Here is a 16,195-nt window from a genome sequence, read left to right as displayed (position 1 = left end):
TGGCCGAACTCAAGCGGTTAGGACGGACTCTGAAGCGTCGAGCTGCTGATATCCTGGCGTTCTTCACCCGACCGGGAACGTCGAACGGGCCTACCGAAGCGATCAATGGCAGGCTCGAACACCTACGCGGGTCAGCACTGGGGTTCCGCAACCTCACGCACTACATCGCGAGATGTCTGCTCGAGTCCGGCGGCTTCAGACCAGTTCTACACTCTCAATTACGATGAGCCAGTAATCGCAACGGTTCGATCTCCCGGGTGGTGACTCGATCAGCGAACTGGCCGTAGTAGTCGATAACGATCACCCGGCGGTCACTGATGGCCCGGTGAATATCTTGAGCCAGCTGTTGGTAGGGGCCCAAGGATAGGTCCGGGAATAAAGCCACGATGTTAAGGGACTGGTCGGGGTCATCATGATCGGCCGGTGCTGAGGTTCGGATGGCACGATCAATTTTGGCCCGGGCACTGCGGATGGCCTGTAGTTCCTGCTCGCTGGCGATTCCCTGTCGTTGCAGGGCATCCAGGGCTGAGAGCAGGGCCGTGCCCTCGGGCCGTGAGAACCGGCGCGGCGCCTGTAGGTCTTCGGCCTGGTAGATTTCCACCGAATCACCGACCTGGTCGATATCAAATTGCTGGCCGGCAAAATCTCGTTCGGGCATCCCACAGAACTGCAATACGTTGAGATCTTTGCTCAGTTGCTGATCGCTCAAACCCAGCCGAGACTTGAGCTCTTCGCGACTGGTTCGACCGCGGACATTGAGAATTGCGACAATGTCGAGCAAACGGGCGATCCGCTCGGTTTCGGCGGCCCGTAAGCGCTCACGTTTGGGTGCTCGAAGATCAAAACCGGCGGGATCGGGTCGCTGGTGGGCGTCGATGACCTGTTGCCACTGGGCCAGAAGCGACTGCGCCAGATCGGGGTGATGGTGTGGGTCCACCACGACGTGGCCGACCGCGCGAGCCAAAAGCTGGTGGATGCCCACGGTGTGTGCGGCTGGAATCTCTACCAGGTCCCAACCCGGGGTCGAGCTCGAGGACTGCAGTACGGTCCCCAGCATTCGCAATTGCGGGCCGTGGCCGTCCGCAACCCAAACCTGCACCGTGGTGAGCGGATCGTCGGTGGGGATCAGCTGACGTTGCAGTGCGGACACGTCCAGATCTACCGGGCGTTGGGAGTCGGTCGGTAGTGTATTCGGGTCACGGTCGGTGACCGGTTTGGGATCAGTGGTGAACCGAGTCAGGCGGAAATTCCGGACCGCTTGTCGGTCCAGATCCCACCCCACCAGATACCACTGTCCGTTGGCCATGACCACGACCCAGGCCCGGACGGACCGCTGGGCCGAGTAGGTGCCATCTGCAGCACGGTAGCCGAATCGGATCACCTGCTGGGCGAGAGCCATCTTGGACAGTTGCACCAGGTTTTTCGACGTATTGGCCAGCTGTGCTGAGAGGCTGGGTTCGGTACCGTGCTCGTACTGAGTGGCCGTCTGCAGTCCCATCCGGCCGGTGGCACGTCGTGCTGCAGCTTGCAGTGGGGTATGGTCCCAGACCCCACGGGCCTGATTCAGGGCACGGAACTCTTCTGGTTCCAGATCGATGGGAGGCAAGAATAGCTGGTCCCGATCAATCCGGTACCGGTGCTCGGTGTGCTCCAGCGTTTCGATCTCATCGGAAACCAGCGGGATGCCGATGTCTCGCAGACTGGTCTTATCCCGGGTGAACTGTCGGTCGAAACTGTCGTCGTTGAGTTCGCGATAGTCGTCAACGCAGTGCCGAATCTGACGCTTCGTCAGTCCCTGTGTGGAGTCCAGCAGGAGCCACATCAGGGAGACGATGCGTTCAACACTGCGCTGTTGTTTGGTGCTAATTAGTTCACGCTCACCAGGTCGACGACGAAAATCAGGGTCTCGTTCGGGCCGATGTCAGCACCGGCACCACGCTCACCATAAGCCAGGTGGGGTGGAATCTCCAAGCGACGACGGCCTCCGGCCTTCATGCCGAGTAACCCCTGATCCCAGCCTGGGATCACCTGACCGATTCCGGCCGTGAAGTCCAGAGGTGTGCCTCGGTTCCACGAGGCATCAAACTCGGCACCGGTCGACCAGGCGACACCTACGTAGTGGCAGGAAACTTTATCCCCGGCTGTGACCTCGGGGCCGGCCCCGGTGATCACATCCTCAATGACCAGCTCAGTCGGAGGCGTATCCCCCGGAAAATCGATCTCGGGACGGGTCCGGTCGTAGTGGCGTTGGCCAAAAGACATGGTGAATCCTCACAGAGTTGCTACTTAGGGGTGTTGGGGCACACCCTATCGTGTTTGTCGTCCTATTCAGAGGCCTCATCTGAAGGAGCAGGCTGGTCGGCACCTTCGGGCGGGGTCATGTCGACTTTGTGCAGAATGTCGACGACGAACACCAGGGTTTCCTCCTGGAGCTCATGACCTTCCGAATCGCCATAACCTTGCTCGGGCGGAACCGAGATCAGCACGCGGGAGCCGACCTGCTGACCGTCCAGGCCTTCCTTCCAACCCTCAATCAAGCCGTTGATGTCAAACTGTGCTGGGCTACGGTTGGCCCAGGAAGAGTCAAACTCTTCACCATCAGACCACTTAATACCGCGGTACTGGACGGTCACAAACGAGTTGGAATCGACCTGTTCGCCCTCGCCTTCCTTCAGCACCTCGACTTCGAGGTCCTCCGGGGGGTCGCCTTCCGGGGTTTCGATGGTGGGCTCGCCGTTCTCCTCGTTCTCGGTGACGGTCGGCAAGGCGGGGTCTAATTCTGATTCGTCCACGGGTTCGCCGTCGGCGTGGGTGGGCAATTCTTCGGAGATCCGAAACACCAAGAGCTGATCGGGTGTGCCGTTGCCATAGGTGTTGGCTGGCACGTAGTAGGCCATCAGGGACCCGATGGGGTTCGTGGTTAGCGCTTCGTGTAGGGTCGGGTCTTCTTCGGCTAAGCGGGGATCGATGTAGAGGGCCTCCCCATTGCCGGTGAACGATTCTTGTGTCACCTCAGAATTGGTCGGGTCAACCACCGCCGTGTGGATCAGGGCCAGATCTTCGTCATCCAAGGTTTCGCCCTCGCCTTGTTCCAAAACTCGGGTGGAGACCTCATCGGCCTCGATCGCTCCATCCACGGTCACGTCAGGAGCCTGCTGTGGGTCGGACTGTTCGAAGTCAACGACATCCAGAGCATCAACGTCGCCGGTGCCTTCGGCGCCACCACAACCGGACAGTATCAGGGACGCGCTCAGGGCGAGGCTCGTGATCAGTGTTGCGCGTCGGGTTGCGCGTTGTGAACAAGGGGAAGACAACTTAGCCATGGACAAATAGATCCTCGATCATGTAATTGATATAGACATTCCCGGTGGGGTTCTCTTTACCAATGGTTACACAAACATCGGCAGGCGTGACAGATTTTGCACCGTGGTTTATCCCTCGAGCCCAGCCCGTGCCAAGAGTTCATCGACTTGACTGGAATCTGTGTCTAACGGATCTTTTGTATGAACGGTATGAAGCGGGAAATCGACCAATTTCAGATGCGTCCAGTCCACGGCGTATCCCATCCCCGCATCGCGGGCAGCACGGATAAACCGGCCACGAATACTGGCTCGAGTGGTCTTGGGTGGGTGTTCGGTGGCGTGGGCGATGTCCTGATCGGGCAGGACCCGACGGGCTGCATTGCGTGATTGCAACAAGTAAAACAAGCTCCGATCGGGGTTGATGTCGTGATAGGATAGATCCAATTGTTTGACCCGCGGGTGATCAAGACCATAACCGTTTTTCTCGCAATAGCGGTTGATAAACCGGTACTTAATAGCCCAGTCGATCTCGGTATCAATCCGAGAAAAATCTTGGGCCTCCACGGCCTCCAAGGTGCGCTCCCAGAGTTGCATGGCCGCCGATAATTCATCGTGGTGGGCACCATGTCGTTGAATAAAGTGTTGCGCCAAGGCCAGAATCTCCCACTGGATTTCTAATGCCGAACGGGTACCACCCTCAGCGAGGTCAAGTTGCTCGGTTCCGGTTAAATCATGGGAGACCTGCCGAATGGCGCGGACCGGGTGAGCTAGTTGCAACTGCGGTAGGGGCACCCCAGCCTCCAGAATCCGCAACATCAGATCGGTGGTGGCCAGCCGTAACAACTGGGTGGTCTCGGACATATTCGAGTCCCCGACGATGACGTGCAGCCTCCGGTGTACCGCCGCATCGGCATGGGGTTCATCGCGGGTGTTGATGATCGGACGCGCCCTGGTGGAGGAGGATGACACCCCTTCTTGGACGTAGTCGGCACGCTGAGAGAAGGCGAAATGGGGCTCGGGGTTCACCGGGAACCTCGCCTGCTCGGGTAGTTGCGAGGGGTCCGGGATGACCACACCGGATCCGGTCATCAGCTGGCGGGTGATCAAGAAAGGAATCAACGCATCGGTGAGCCGCCGAAACCGTAGCGACCGGGTGATGGTGTAGTTCTCGTGGGAGCCGAACGCGTTGCCCTGGGAGTCGGCGTTATTGCGATAGAGATAGATGGTTCCGGAAAATCCATCCTCGGCCAGGGCCGCTTCGGCCCGGTGGGCCAGCTCACCGAAGATGCGCTCACCGGCTTTGTCCGAGGCGATCAATTCACTGGGCAGACTGCACTCGGCGGTGGCGTATTCGGGATGGGAGCCCACGTCCAGATAGAGCCGAGACCCGTTGGAGATGAACACGTTGGAGGAGCCACCCCAGGACACCACCGGCCGGAACAGGTAGCGGGCCACGTCCTCGGGGCTCAGCCGGCCGGTGGGACTGCCGGTGCGGGGGTCAATTCCGGAGGGAACATAGTGCACCCCATATTCGGTTTCCACGCCGAAAGCGCGATGGTCCATGGTGTGAGGCTCCCCTTTCTGTGTCTCAGCCACGCCGAGGGTACAATGTCTGAGACGGTTGTGGCCTTCGTGGTGCTGGTGGTGCTATCGAGGGTTTACTGGCCACCTTTTTGGACGAAACCTTTGACGAATTCCTCGGCGTTGGTTTCTAAGACGTCGTCAATATCGTCGAGCAACGAGTCCAGGTCCCCGGCCGAGGAGCTGCTACTGGTCGCCGGTGCGGTCGCCGGTTCCGGGGTGCCCGGGTCGTCCTGATCTTCACGTTGGTCGCGGTACTGGGGTGAGTTCTGTTGAGCTGCCATGATGGTGATCCTCCTGATCGGTCCTAATGGTGTGTGGTGGTCCTGAGCCTAGCGGTCATACCGGGTGCTGCGTTGAGAGCGTGGCCCGTTGTGGTATCGGCTCAGCACGGTGAGCACCTCGGTGAGTGCCTGATTGGTCTGCGGTGAGGGTGTCGCCGGGACTGGCTGGCGTCCGGGGCGGAAGATCTCGGTGTCCTTCCCAACCGGGGCACCGGTAGACAGCTCTTGCAGGTGGCGAATTTCGGCCTTGCTACCGGCCAAGGGCTCGCGCAGGTCCAGCCGGTAGAGCCGGCCCTCGTGGTAGGGCCGGAAGACCAGGTTGTCCCAGGACACCCCGGCCAGATGGGCGCCAAAGATGCCAATACTGCGACCGCGGGTATAAGCCCGAGTGTCCTCCGGCGGGTGCATCACCGCCCGGTGAACGACGGTATCGTCGACGAGCTGGCGGATGCTCCCCCGGGCTACCAGCGCGTGGTAGAGGCCCTTGTCGGGACGAATATCGGCCCACTGCAGGTCCATCATGGCCAGTTTGGCCTCGTCCCACCTGCCAGTGGCCGTCCGAGCGCGCATGGCATCGAGCAACCGGTATTTGCCGAGCCACTCGATCCGGTCACTGAACTGATACGGGTCGGTGCGCAACCCGTCCACGGCAGTCCGCCATTCGTAGAGCACCTGACGGGTCTGTTCATCGGTGATCTGAAAACGTTGCACGTGGTCTTCGGCGGCCTCCAGGTAGCGTTCTAGTAAATCCAGCCCGGTATATTGGCCGGCACCATTGACGGTCACTGTGGCCTGCAACGACGGATCGTGGCTGATAGTTTGCAACGCTGCGACCGGGTCGGCCAGCTCGAGGGCGGGGGCGGTTCCTAGCTCGATCATGTGCAACACCAGCGAGGTCATGCCCACCCGCATCCAGGTGGCCCACTGACTGAGGTTGGCATCACCAATAATGACGTGCAACCGCCGGTAGCTGGAAGCGGTCGCGTGTGGTTCGTCGCGGGTATTGACGATCGGGCGGTGAATGGTGGTCTCGATCCCGACTTCTTCTTCAAAGAAATCTGCGCGTTGGGAGAGCTGGAACCCAGCCCGGCGGTCGCTGATGCCGATCCCGACCCGGCCCGAGCCGGTGATCACCTGCCGGGCGACGAAAAACGGCAGGAGTCGGGCGGTGAGTTCTTCGAAATTCAGGCCTCGGTCCACCAGGTAATTCTCGTGGGCCCCGTAGGAGGCGAGTTTGCCGTCGGTGTTGTTTTTATAGATTTGGACCGCGGCCCGATGGCTGTGGGCGTTCAGATACGCTACCGCCGAGCCGATGATCAGATCCCCGGCCTGGTCGTAGATCATCGCCTGCCAAGGGTTGGTGGTCTCTGGGGAGGAGTATTCCGGGTGGGCGTGATCAACGTAGAACCGTGCCCCATTGGGCAATAAGGTGTTGACCAGCTGGTGGATCGGTTTGCCCTCAGCATCGTTGAGTGGCTGGTTGGTTAGCTGGGTGGGGTGGGCTTCGGTAACCGGGATCCGCCATCCGCGGGCGTCCATCAACGGGGATTCCTCCCCGTAGTCCCACTCGGTGCCGGCCACCGGGACGTGGTCGTCCTGAAGCTTTTGAGCGTAGGCGTTGACGACATCGAACGAGAGGGCTGCGTGGGATGCCCCCGGCTGGGTGGGGGCGTGAATCCCGTACTCGGTTTCTAATCCCACCACCCGGTGGACACCCCATCCCACGGTGGCTCGTCCGGCGGGGACGAGGTCTTGGGCGCCTGCGGGCAACAGCGTTGGTGGGCGCTGGCTGGAGCTCTGCTGGTGCTCGGTCACCGGATTACTCCCCCGCTGAGGTGGTGTTGGCTGACGTGGTGTGCTGAGCCTGGTTGGCTTTAACCGCTTCTTCGACCCGGCGGGCATTCTCGTTCTTATCGCCCAAGAACGAGGCCTCACACAGCATCCGTAATCCCACCACCCGGGGTCCGCGGTGACCAGAAATTTTCACCCACTCCTCCGGGGAGGAAGTATTGGGCAGATCCTGCTGTTCGGCAAATTCTTCAGAGACCGCCCGAACCAGGTGCTGGGTCTTCAGTCCCTTGGCTGCCTGCGGGTGATGGTCTTGAGCGGCCAAATACTCCTTGATGGCATGGGTTTTGGCCCGGTCCACCACATTGGCGATGGCAGCCCCCGAGGCGAAATCCGCAAAGTGCAACACCTGAGTGGAGCCATCCAGATAGGTCACCTCCACATACTCGGTCTGTGGCACCCGGGCGTACATGTAGGCTGCAGCGGTGGAGATCATCGACTCCACCGTGGCCTCACGACTGCCGTGCACCGCCAGCTCGGAGGGGTGCAACGGCACCTCAGCAGTAACGTACTTGCTAAAGATTTCGCGAGCTTCGGCCTCATTGGGGCGCTCTACCCGAATCTTGACGTCCAGGCGACCCGGGCGCAGGATGGCCGGATCGATCATATCCTCCCGGTTGGACGCACCGATAACAATCACATTATTCAGTGACTCCACACCGTCAATTTCTGCCAGTAACTGCGGGACGATGGTGGTTTCGACATCGGAGGACGTCCCGGACCCGCGGGTGCGGAACAGTGACTCCATTTCGTCGAAGAAGATCACCACCGGGTAGCCGTCCGAGGCTTTTTCCCGGGCCCGAGCAAAGAGTGTGCGAATATGGCGTTCGGTCTCCCCCACATACTTATTCAGCAACTCGGGGCCCTTGATGTTCAAAAAGTAGGCGGTGCGATCCCCGGAGCCACGTTGGGCTAAGGAGTTGGCCACCGCTTTGGCAATCAGGGTTTTACCAGTACCGGGGGGTCCGTACAGCAACACGCCCTTTGGCGGGGTCAACCCGTGTTCGCGGTAGAGGTCAGGGTGGGTGAACGGTAGCTCGACCGCGTCGCGGATCATCTCAATCTGATCGCCCAGTCCGCCAATGTCGTCATAGGAAATATTGGGGACCTTCTCCAACACCACATCTTGGACCTCGGAGAGAGCAACCACGTCGAAAACATAACCGGACTTCACGTCCACGGTGACCGCATCACCGACACGGATCGGGCGGTCGGCCAGTTCGTGGACCCGCCGCATCACGTGCTCGTCATCGGCGCGACCGACTACCAGTAACAGCCCGTCATCGAGTACTTCTTTCACGCGAGCCAGCTCGCCGGTGGTGGTGTGCCCCAAGACCGAGATGACGCAGAGGGATTCGTCGAGCAACACCTCGGCACCTGAGACGACCTGCTCTGCATCCAGCAACGGGGACAGGTGCGTGCGGAGTTTACGGCCGTTGTAGAGCACATCCACGCTCGCCCGAGTGGTGGCAGCTAGCTCGGTGCCCTCCACCGCCTGGCGGGCCGGGTGGTACTGCAACACGGTGGCAAAATTAAACGGTGGCAGTGCTGCGTCTTCAATGGATTGCTTTAACGTGGCAATCTGTTCGCGGGTGAGGTCCAGCATCTCCACCATCCGCCGGTTATTGCGGGAGGCGGCGTCAATGTCATGACGTAGCTGCCGATTCTTCTCCACCAATGAGCCCAGACGGCGCCGCATGGAGGACAGCTGTTGCTCGGCGGTGGTTGCGGAATCAACGCGTGCCGGTTCCGTCATTGAAGACCCTCCTAACGTTCTGAGGTCACCCTTCTATTCTACGCGTATCCTACGCGGTGGACCCTGGAGGTTGAGTGTTGTTCTCCCCCAGCTCACCGGAATGTTGCTGTGTGGTGACCTGGGTGGTGCGCTGTGCTGTGGCGGCGTGTTGGGCGTACCGGGTTGCCGCGCGGGCTTCTTTGCGGGCACGTTTGGGTTTGGCCTCGCGTTGGCCGTGTTCTTCGGGTACCCAGCGCGCCTCGTCGCTGGGCGTCCACAACTCAATGTCGTCGTCACTGAACTTTTCGGACTTATCACGCTTGCGCAACTGCAAAGACTCTTGGTGATCGGCCATCCGGCGGGTGACCAACAGGAATCCGGTATGTCCGATCATCCGGTGTTCGGGGCGGACCGCCAGACCTTCAACGTGCCAATCCCGCATCATGGTTTCCGAAGCCCGGGTGGCGGTAAAGGATCCGGACTCACGAATGGCTTCAGCGGTCCGAGACAGCTGGGTGGCCGTGGCCACGTAGGTCAGCCACACTCCCCCGGGTACCAGGAGCTCACGGACCATCTCCACACACTCCCAGGGAGCCAACATATCCAGCACCACGCGGTCGAAGCTGCCCGGTTCGTGGTCCGCTAACGCCTGAGTTTGGACATCGCCGAGGTGGAGGTGCCAGCCCGGGTGGGGGCCGGCGAAATAGGTTTCGATATTTCCTCGGGCAATGTCGGCGAAGTCCTCGCGACGTTCATAGGAGTGCACCTGTCCCTGATCACCGACCGCTTGCAACAGCGACATGGTCAGTCCCCCGGATCCGGCTCCGGCCTCCAGCACCCGGGCGCCGGGATAGATATCGGCCTGTTGCAGAATTTGACCGGAATCCTTCGGATAGACCACGGTGGCTCCGCGTGGCATGGAGAGCACGAAGTCGTTCAGTAGCGGTCGCAACACCCGGTACTGGTGGCCCAAGGAATTGGTGACCACCACGCCGTCGGGTCCGCCAATCAACTCGTCGTGGGATAAATACCCCTGGTGAGAATGAAACACTTCTCCCGGTACCAGCGTGATGGTGTTCATCTTGCCCTTCTCATCGGTGAGTTGCACCCGCTGGCCGGCCAGCAATGGGCCACGCCGGGCGGTCAGGCCGGTAGGTCGGGGTGTGCCGGGTGTGCAGGGAGTGTACGGCATTGAAGACGTCTCCTGTGGGGTTGAGGGATAGCGTTTGTTTTTGTGCGGGAGCCAGGACCGGGGTCGCAGGCTTATCGGCCGGTGGACAGATATACCGCGATGCGACTGCCCAACACAGCTGCCGCCGGGAGCTGGCTGGTGCTGGCCGGGGTGCCTGAGCCAGGGGTGAGCAGGAAGACCTGATCGGGATCTGTGGCTAGGGCCGAACCTAGTTCGGAGATCCGCCGGTCCGCGGGCACGTAGTGGGTGCTTCCGGTAAAGGCCTGGCTGACCTCGTGGGCGCTGGTCTGGTGGCGGAATTCGGTCGGTACCTGGGCCAGCGTGGCCGGATCAATCAGACCGGTCACCCGAGGGGGACCGGTCTCCTGCGACGAACTGAGTTGCACAATAAGTGGCTGGTCGTGATAGCCGGCCGGGTATTTCTGCAACTTGTCGATCACCTGGGCCACCGGGGTGGTTGCACTGACGAGGATGACAGCAACGGCGAGCTCTGCCAGCACCGTCGCCTCGGCGCGACGTAGGGCGTTGCCACGTTTAATTCCCTCGCCGGCAGCCCCCCAGAGCATCAGCACCAGCACCCCGACGACGACCAATAACAGGATGGGTAGCTGATCGCCTCTCAGGATGAGCACAGCCACCACCCCGATGATCAGCGCGGCGACGATCAGGCGCCCAGACCAGCCGGCAGCAATCAATCCTTGGGCCTTGGAACCGGTGATCTTCCAGCCAATGGTTTCCACCACGCTACCACCGTCCAGCGGGTGCCCAGGCAGGAGATTAAAGGCAGCGATCAGCCAGTTTCCAGTGGTGAGCACGGAGATCAGGCCCAGCCAGGGGCTGGGAAGGTGTGGGCCGGTCAGCTCAGCCACCAGGGTCAATATCAGCGCCAGCAGGATATTGGCAGCCGGGCCGGCCAGAGCCACCACCATGGAGCGCATCGGGGTGCGGGGATGGTTGCCATCGTGCTCAGCAAAGGAGGTGTATCCGCCCCAGAGGGTCAGTCGGATCTCATAGACTCGCCACCCGAACGACCGGGCGGCGATGGCGTGGGCAAGCTCGTGGCAGAGCACCGTGATCAGTAGCCCGAGCACAAAGAACGCCGAGAGCAACCAAGGCAACCAGCCCGGGGCCGTCGGCGGGGTGAGGATCACGAAGAACGGGCGAATCAGGATCAGCAAGGCCGTAGCGAAGATCCACCAGCTCCAGGCCAACCGGATCGGGGTCCGACCGTAGCGGGCGATGACAATGCCCTGCTCCGAGACGGTGGCTGATGAGGCACTCACGATGGGGCCACCCAGTCTTGCAAACGCTGATAGCTCACTTCGGTGAGTGAATTCACCACCAACAACTTCCCGGACCGGGCCAGCCGGTGTTCGGTGATCTGGTCGGGTAAGGGGACCGAGCCAGTGCGCCGGATGGCCACGGTGGGCAGTCCGGCGCTCAGTCCAGACAGGATCCCGGGGACCGAATCCTCTAAAACCACCACGCGACCAGACTCAGCGGCCCGGTCTAGCCCGAGCCGGGCAACGGCGGTGAGGTAAGGTTCTGGGTCCGGTTTGCCGTGGGTCACCTGGTCTCCCCCCACGGTGGCGGTGAACCCATGGTTCGGCACGGCAGACAACACGGACTCAATCAGGGAGGTAAACGAGGCAGAGACCACCGCGTGTAAAACCGCGCGCTTGTTGAGGTCCGCCAGTAGATCGGCTGCTCCCGGGGTCAGCGGCGCATGGCCGACCACCTGGGCGGTGACTCGCTCATATTCCATCCGGGTCAGCTCCTCGGCCGGAATTTGTACACCAAGTGAGCTGAAGATCTCGGCGGTCGCGGCCATGGTCTGGCCCTGGAGCCGGTGGGCCAGCTCGTCGGTGAACTCCACACCGTGCTCGGCTAAGATCGCGGCATGGGCGGCGTTCCAGGCCGGTTCGGTATCCACGAGGGTACCATCCATGTCCCACAGCACGGCCTGCAGTGCTCGGGGCGGAATGTCACAGCGGTTGGTGTCAGTCACAGTGGTGATGGTTGGCCTTCAGACGTTCGGTGGCATCAGGACTAAAGGTTAACTCTAGCGCTCGCCGTGGGCATTCCCCACTGATCTTTTCGCTCACCGTCGCCGACTCGGCACTTATCCAATAATGAACGTGAGGAGATTTCCCGGATGTCTCCAGCGGTAGTGGGTAAGGTGGATCAATAGTCTCTATTGCGTTGACCGAGGTGAAACGAGCGTGAGTTTTGAAGAATCCATGGATCGGCCAGCCGAGGCCGAGCCGGATGATCGGGAACCGGTGCGGTCTCTGCCGGACTACCTGCACTACCGTGCAGAACAGCCCACGTACCGTTCCCCGGGACCGTTGCGGATTATGGTTGCGGCCTTTGAGGGGTGGAACGATGCCGGTGAGGCGGCCACCGACGCGGTGGAAGAACTCGCCACCCAGGCCCATGCCGAGCAGTACCGGCAGGTCAACGATGACGACTATTACGATTTTCAGATGACTCGCCCGGTGGTCACTCGTGCGGAGAACTCCCTGGGGCAGATCAACTGGCCACAGACCCGGATTCTGCATTCTGCTGCCGGAACCACCACCGAAGACCAGCCGGATCTGTATTTTATGCTTGGCGTCGAGCCGTCACTGCGGTGGCGGGCCTTTGTGTCCGAGATCGTGGACGTAGCCGAAGACCTCGACCTCGACGCGGTGGTGATGGTCGGTTCGTATCTTTCTGACGTGCCACACTCCAGGCCGCTGACCGCGACCTTGTTCTCGACCCAGTCGGCGGTACGGGCCGGTTTAGAGGATGTGCTCAGCCCCCATTATGAAGGCCCGACCGGTATTACCGGAGTGATCGCCGAGGAAGCCGCCCGTGACGGTTTTACGGTGCTCTCGGTCTGGAGCGTCGTTCCCCACTATGTGTCCCAGGCGCCCTCCCCGAAGGCGAAGCTGGGCCTGGTGACCCGGCTCGAGGAGCTACTGGGCATGCGGGTTGAGGTGGGCTCGCTGACCGAAGACGCTGAGGCCTGGGAGCGTGGCGTTGATGAGCTGGCCGAGGAGGATCAGGAAGTTTCCGATTACATTCGCCGGTTAGAAAAAGCCCAGGACACCGAAGAACTGCCCGAGGCCTCGGGTGAATCTATTGCCCGGGAATTTGAGCGGTTTCTGCGTCGACGGGATGATCAGCAGTAATCAGCTGGATCCCCAATACCGCCTCCATAACCTCCGCCACACCGGGGCGTGCCTCGGTTGGGGCGTGAGCCGAGGGTTGCGGTCCTCGTGCGTGGGCGCTTTCTGCCCAGACATCCACGGCCTGCAGTGCCGTAGGAGCATCCAGGTCATGGCTGAGGGCTTGGTGTATGGCAGAGAGCAACTCGGCCCCATCCTGTGTTGCTTCACCGGCCAGGGCTCGGCGCCAACCAGCGATCCGATCGGCGCTGTCGGTGAGCTCTCGGGTGGTAAATGACCAGTCGGTGCGGTAGTGGTGGTTGAGTAAGAGCGCCCGAATCGCTGCCGGCTCGTGTCCGTCGGCGGTCAGTTGGGAGACTAAAACCAAGTTGCCCAAGGACTTCGACATCTTCTCCCCGTCGAGACCGACCATCCCGGCATGCACATATAACCGGGCCATCGGCGTGTGATCCACGGCGGTGGCGTGGGCAGCAGAGAATTCATGGTGCGGGAACCGCAGATCGGAGCCTCCAGCTTGCACGTCGAAAGGGGCCGGGAGGGTCTTGCGGGCAATCATTGAGCACTCAATATGCCAGCCGGGACGACCTCGACCGATGACGGCCGCATCCCAGGAGGGTTCCCCTTCGCGGGCGGCCTTCCATACCAGCGGGTCCAGCGGATTCTTCTTGCCGGGACGTTGCGGGTCTCCCCCACGTTCGGGAAAGACCTCCTGCATCTCCGCCAGACTCATCCCGGACACGCTACCCAAGCGCCAGTTGCAGGCAGCTTCGGCAGCCTCAATAGAAAAATAGAGGTCGCCGTCGGGGTCACCGTTGTCTCCGGGCACCGGATAGGCGATACCGAGCTCGTAGAGCTGGGTGACGATCTCAATGACCCAGTCCACCGTCTCGGAAACACTGAGGTAGTAGTCCGGTGGCAATACGTTCAGCTGGGCCATATCTGAGCGGAACAGATTGGTCTGGTCTTCAGCGAGTTGCTGCCAGTCCACGTTGGTGGATTGGGCGCGTTCAAATAGCGGGTCATCGACGTCGGTGACGTTTTGGGTGTAGACCACGGACTTGCCAGCGCTACGCCAAAACCGGTTCAACAGATCAAAGGCTACGTAGGTGTTGGCGTGGCCGAGGTGCGTGGCGTCGTAGGGCGTAATACCGCAGACGTATAGGGAGGCCTGATCGCCGGTGACCGTCGCATCCTGCAGGGACCGGGTTGCGGAATCGAAGAGCTCGAGGCGAGCTGATTGCGGTGGAAGCGACGGTGGTTGTGTGGCAGACCAGGATTCCACGGACCCTCCTGAAAGCGGTGTTGTCAGTGATGGCCGACGTCATCTCACAACGTCGTTGGTACCGTCTTGACTCTAATCGACGGTGCTGATCTGGTCATGTTGATTAGGCCGAGATGACATCAAAGCCCAGCAGAACGAACAGCACCGTACCCAGCGCAATGCGATACCACACAAAGGGCTTATACGAGTTCTGCGAGATGAACCGCATCAGCCAGGCAATGACGGCATACCCAACAACGAAAGACACGACGGTGGCCACGAAGGTCTCACCTAACCCGAAGGCTCCTTGGGCTTCGGCGGGGTCAGTCAGGGCGCCAAAGAGCTTATAAAAACCTGAGGCGAACACGGCCGGCACCGCCAGCAGGAAGGCGTAGCGGGTGGCTGCTTGGCGTGTGTAGCCCAGCGCCAGCCCCATAGTAATCGTGCCACCAGAACGCGAGACGCCCGGTATTAACGCCAGCGCTTGGGCGAAACCGTAGAGAATACCGTCACGCCAGGTGAGTTTCTCCAGCGGTTTGACCTGGCGACCTAACGTATCGGCGACAGCCAGCAACACACCGAAGACGATGAGCATGGTTGCCACGATCCATAGCGAACGGAAGCTGGTATCAATCCAGTCTTCTAACAGCAATCCCAGCACTCCAATGGGGATGGAACCGACAATGATCAGCCAGCCCATGCGCACGTCGGGATCGGATTGAGGTACTTTACGCGCTAAAGCCTGGAACCATTTGCTGATGATGTTGACGATATCTCGCCAGAAAAAAATCAGCACGGCCAGTTCCGTACCGATCTGGGTGATCGCAGTAAATGCAGCTCCGGGATCTTCGGCCCGGGGCAAGAACTCTCCGGCGATACGCAGGTGCGCCGACGACGATATCGGAATAAATTCTGTCAGGCCTTGGATTAGCCCGAGAATGATTGCCTCAATCCAACTCACGCCGGACGATTCTACGTCAGTTCTCTGAGAACCTTAGACACGGGTCGGGTGAGTCGAAAAATGTGGTGGTCGAACAGGGTTCATCCGCCCAGGCCAGCGATATACGTTCAGAAAGACGATCAGACCAGATGGGCCAGCCTAGTAATCCTCGTCCTCGTCGTAGTCATCATCGTCAAAGTCGTCGTCATCGTCGTCGATGTCGTCATCTTCGAAAATGTCGAGAGGGGTGACCTCGCCGGTGACGTTGTAGAGGGCGTCCTCGTAGTTCTCAAATGCCTCAACCAGGGCGTCTTCGGCAGACTCCAACGTGGTCGTGTCCGAATCGTCCTTATTCAACGCCGCCATCATGTGCTCCTGCAGGGCGGATACTAACGACTGGAGCTCTACGCGTGGATCGCTACTCATAGTAGATACGCTAGCTGGAAATCGTGGCGTGGTACACCTTTATTCGGCATCTGTGTCCGATTTTCTTTCACGGTAAGCAATACGGTGTTACGCCCACCTGCCTGGAGTGTCCTTGATCGGCTAGTCTGGACTCCAGCTGAGGATGCCTGCACCCCACACGCGTGCAGGTCCCACCACAACGTCAAGGAGAAGGCTCTGTGCGCGAAGATCCCGTGGTCTCAACCGTCGATAGTCTGACTCGCCAGGACCGCTGGGAATACCTGGTTTTGACAGTTGCCCCGAATGACTCCCTCCCAGAGGCTCGTCGCCGGCTGGTCGAGCACGCCGAGTACGGTAAATGGGAACTGAAACGGTCCTTGATCTACCGCGGTGGGGCACGCCGATTCTGGATGCGTCGGAAGATCTATAAAGTCGCGTCCACCCTCTAGACGGGCTGACTGGGGGATCCCGGTC

The 16,195-nt window shown here is 60.6% G+C and carries 16 protein-coding genes; 3 read left to right on the top strand and 13 right to left on the bottom strand.

Annotation, left to right across the window (positions count from 1 at the left end; all coding sequences use genetic code 11):
• A partial coding sequence (locus tag DYI20_RS06015) for a transposase (RefSeq protein ID WP_147472536.1) occupies positions 1 to 227 on the top strand: 227 nt, incomplete at its 5' end.
• Here DYI20_RS06015 and DYI20_RS06010 read toward each other — a convergent pair.
• The 10 genes from DYI20_RS06010 to DYI20_RS05965 all read right to left on the bottom strand — a co-directional run bounded on the left by DYI20_RS06010 (position 215) and on the right by DYI20_RS05965 (position 11,950).
• Positions 215 to 1,822, bottom strand: coding sequence for a WYL domain-containing protein (locus tag DYI20_RS06010; RefSeq protein ID WP_122549084.1), 1,608 nt, complete (start codon positions 1,820 to 1,822; stop codon positions 215 to 217). The genes DYI20_RS06015 and DYI20_RS06010 overlap by 13 nt on opposite strands.
• A gap of 44 nt (positions 1,823 to 1,866) precedes the next feature.
• A complete protein-coding gene (locus DYI20_RS06005; protein WP_110123141.1) occupies positions 1,867 to 2,262 on the bottom strand; it encodes an FKBP-type peptidyl-prolyl cis-trans isomerase in 396 nt (131 codons plus the stop codon).
• A 62-nt stretch (positions 2,263 to 2,324) separates the two neighbouring features.
• The gene (locus DYI20_RS06000) at positions 2,325 to 3,323 is read right to left on the bottom strand and encodes an FKBP-type peptidyl-prolyl cis-trans isomerase (protein ID WP_122549083.1); all 999 of its coding nucleotides are present in this window, start codon (positions 3,321 to 3,323) and stop codon (positions 2,325 to 2,327) included.
• A gap of 108 nt (positions 3,324 to 3,431) precedes the next feature.
• Positions 3,432 to 4,865, bottom strand: a complete 1,434-nt coding sequence (gene pafA, locus DYI20_RS05995) for a Pup--protein ligase (protein ID WP_122549082.1) — start codon at positions 4,863 to 4,865, stop codon at positions 3,432 to 3,434.
• A gap of 95 nt (positions 4,866 to 4,960) precedes the next feature.
• Positions 4,961 to 5,167: a ubiquitin-like protein Pup gene (locus DYI20_RS05990; protein WP_110110152.1), complete on the bottom strand. Its 207-nt coding sequence runs from the start codon at positions 5,165 to 5,167 to the stop codon at positions 4,961 to 4,963.
• A gap of 48 nt (positions 5,168 to 5,215) precedes the next feature.
• Positions 5,216 to 6,982: a depupylase/deamidase Dop gene (dop, locus tag DYI20_RS05985; RefSeq protein ID WP_244924663.1), complete on the bottom strand. Its 1,767-nt coding sequence runs from the start codon at positions 6,980 to 6,982 to the stop codon at positions 5,216 to 5,218.
• Positions 6,983 to 6,986: 4 nt separating this feature from the next.
• Positions 6,987 to 8,771, bottom strand: coding sequence for a proteasome ATPase (gene arc, locus DYI20_RS05980; protein ID WP_243857336.1), 1,785 nt, complete (start codon positions 8,769 to 8,771; stop codon positions 6,987 to 6,989).
• Positions 8,772 to 8,820: 49 nt separating this feature from the next.
• Positions 8,821 to 9,942 (bottom strand): tRNA (adenine-N1)-methyltransferase, encoded by a 1,122-nt coding sequence (locus DYI20_RS05975; protein WP_110098341.1) that lies wholly within the window; start codon positions 9,940 to 9,942, stop codon positions 8,821 to 8,823.
• 71 nt (positions 9,943 to 10,013) lie between these two features.
• Positions 10,014 to 11,225, bottom strand: coding sequence for a site-2 protease family protein (locus DYI20_RS05970; RefSeq protein WP_158524704.1), 1,212 nt, complete (start codon positions 11,223 to 11,225; stop codon positions 10,014 to 10,016).
• Entirely contained in the window at positions 11,222 to 11,950 is a 729-nt protein-coding gene (locus tag DYI20_RS05965; protein WP_110100567.1) for an HAD family hydrolase, read from the bottom strand. Before DYI20_RS05965 ends, DYI20_RS05970 begins: the two co-directional genes overlap by 4 nt.
• Positions 11,951 to 12,164: 214 nt before the next feature.
• Between DYI20_RS05965 and DYI20_RS05960 the strand changes: the two genes are divergently transcribed.
• Positions 12,165 to 13,118 carry a PAC2 family protein gene (locus tag DYI20_RS05960; protein WP_233242928.1) on the top strand — a complete coding sequence of 318 codons (954 nt, stop codon included), beginning with the start codon at positions 12,165 to 12,167 and terminating at the stop codon, positions 13,116 to 13,118.
• Here DYI20_RS05960 and mshC read toward each other — a convergent pair.
• The 3 genes from mshC to DYI20_RS05945 form a co-directional block, all read right to left on the bottom strand.
• Positions 13,066 to 14,397 carry a cysteine--1-D-myo-inosityl 2-amino-2-deoxy-alpha-D-glucopyranoside ligase gene (mshC, locus tag DYI20_RS05955; protein WP_110100568.1) on the bottom strand — a complete coding sequence of 444 codons (1,332 nt, stop codon included), beginning with the start codon at positions 14,395 to 14,397 and terminating at the stop codon, positions 13,066 to 13,068. The genes DYI20_RS05960 and mshC overlap by 53 nt on opposite strands.
• A gap of 103 nt (positions 14,398 to 14,500) precedes the next feature.
• Positions 14,501 to 15,337 (bottom strand): undecaprenyl-diphosphate phosphatase, encoded by an 837-nt coding sequence (locus DYI20_RS05950; RefSeq protein ID WP_110098337.1) that lies wholly within the window; start codon positions 15,335 to 15,337, stop codon positions 14,501 to 14,503.
• Between the two features lie 138 nt (positions 15,338 to 15,475).
• The gene (locus DYI20_RS05945) at positions 15,476 to 15,742 is read right to left on the bottom strand and encodes a hypothetical protein (RefSeq protein WP_110110147.1); all 267 of its coding nucleotides are present in this window, start codon (positions 15,740 to 15,742) and stop codon (positions 15,476 to 15,478) included.
• 197 nt (positions 15,743 to 15,939) lie between these two features.
• On the opposite strand from DYI20_RS05945, the gene DYI20_RS05940 reads away from it, so the two are divergent.
• On the top strand, positions 15,940 to 16,170 hold the full coding sequence (locus DYI20_RS05940; RefSeq protein WP_110098335.1) for a DUF5703 family protein: 231 nt from the start codon (positions 15,940 to 15,942) through the stop codon (positions 16,168 to 16,170).
• Positions 16,171 to 16,195 lie beyond the last annotated feature (25 nt).

It is taken from the genome of Auritidibacter ignavus (assembly GCF_003703835.1).
In the GTDB taxonomy this organism is placed as follows: Bacteria; Actinomycetota; Actinomycetes; order Actinomycetales; family Micrococcaceae; genus Auritidibacter; species Auritidibacter ignavus.
The sequence above is the reverse complement of the archived record's forward strand: the minus strand, read 5'-3'. Positions and strand labels throughout refer to the sequence as shown.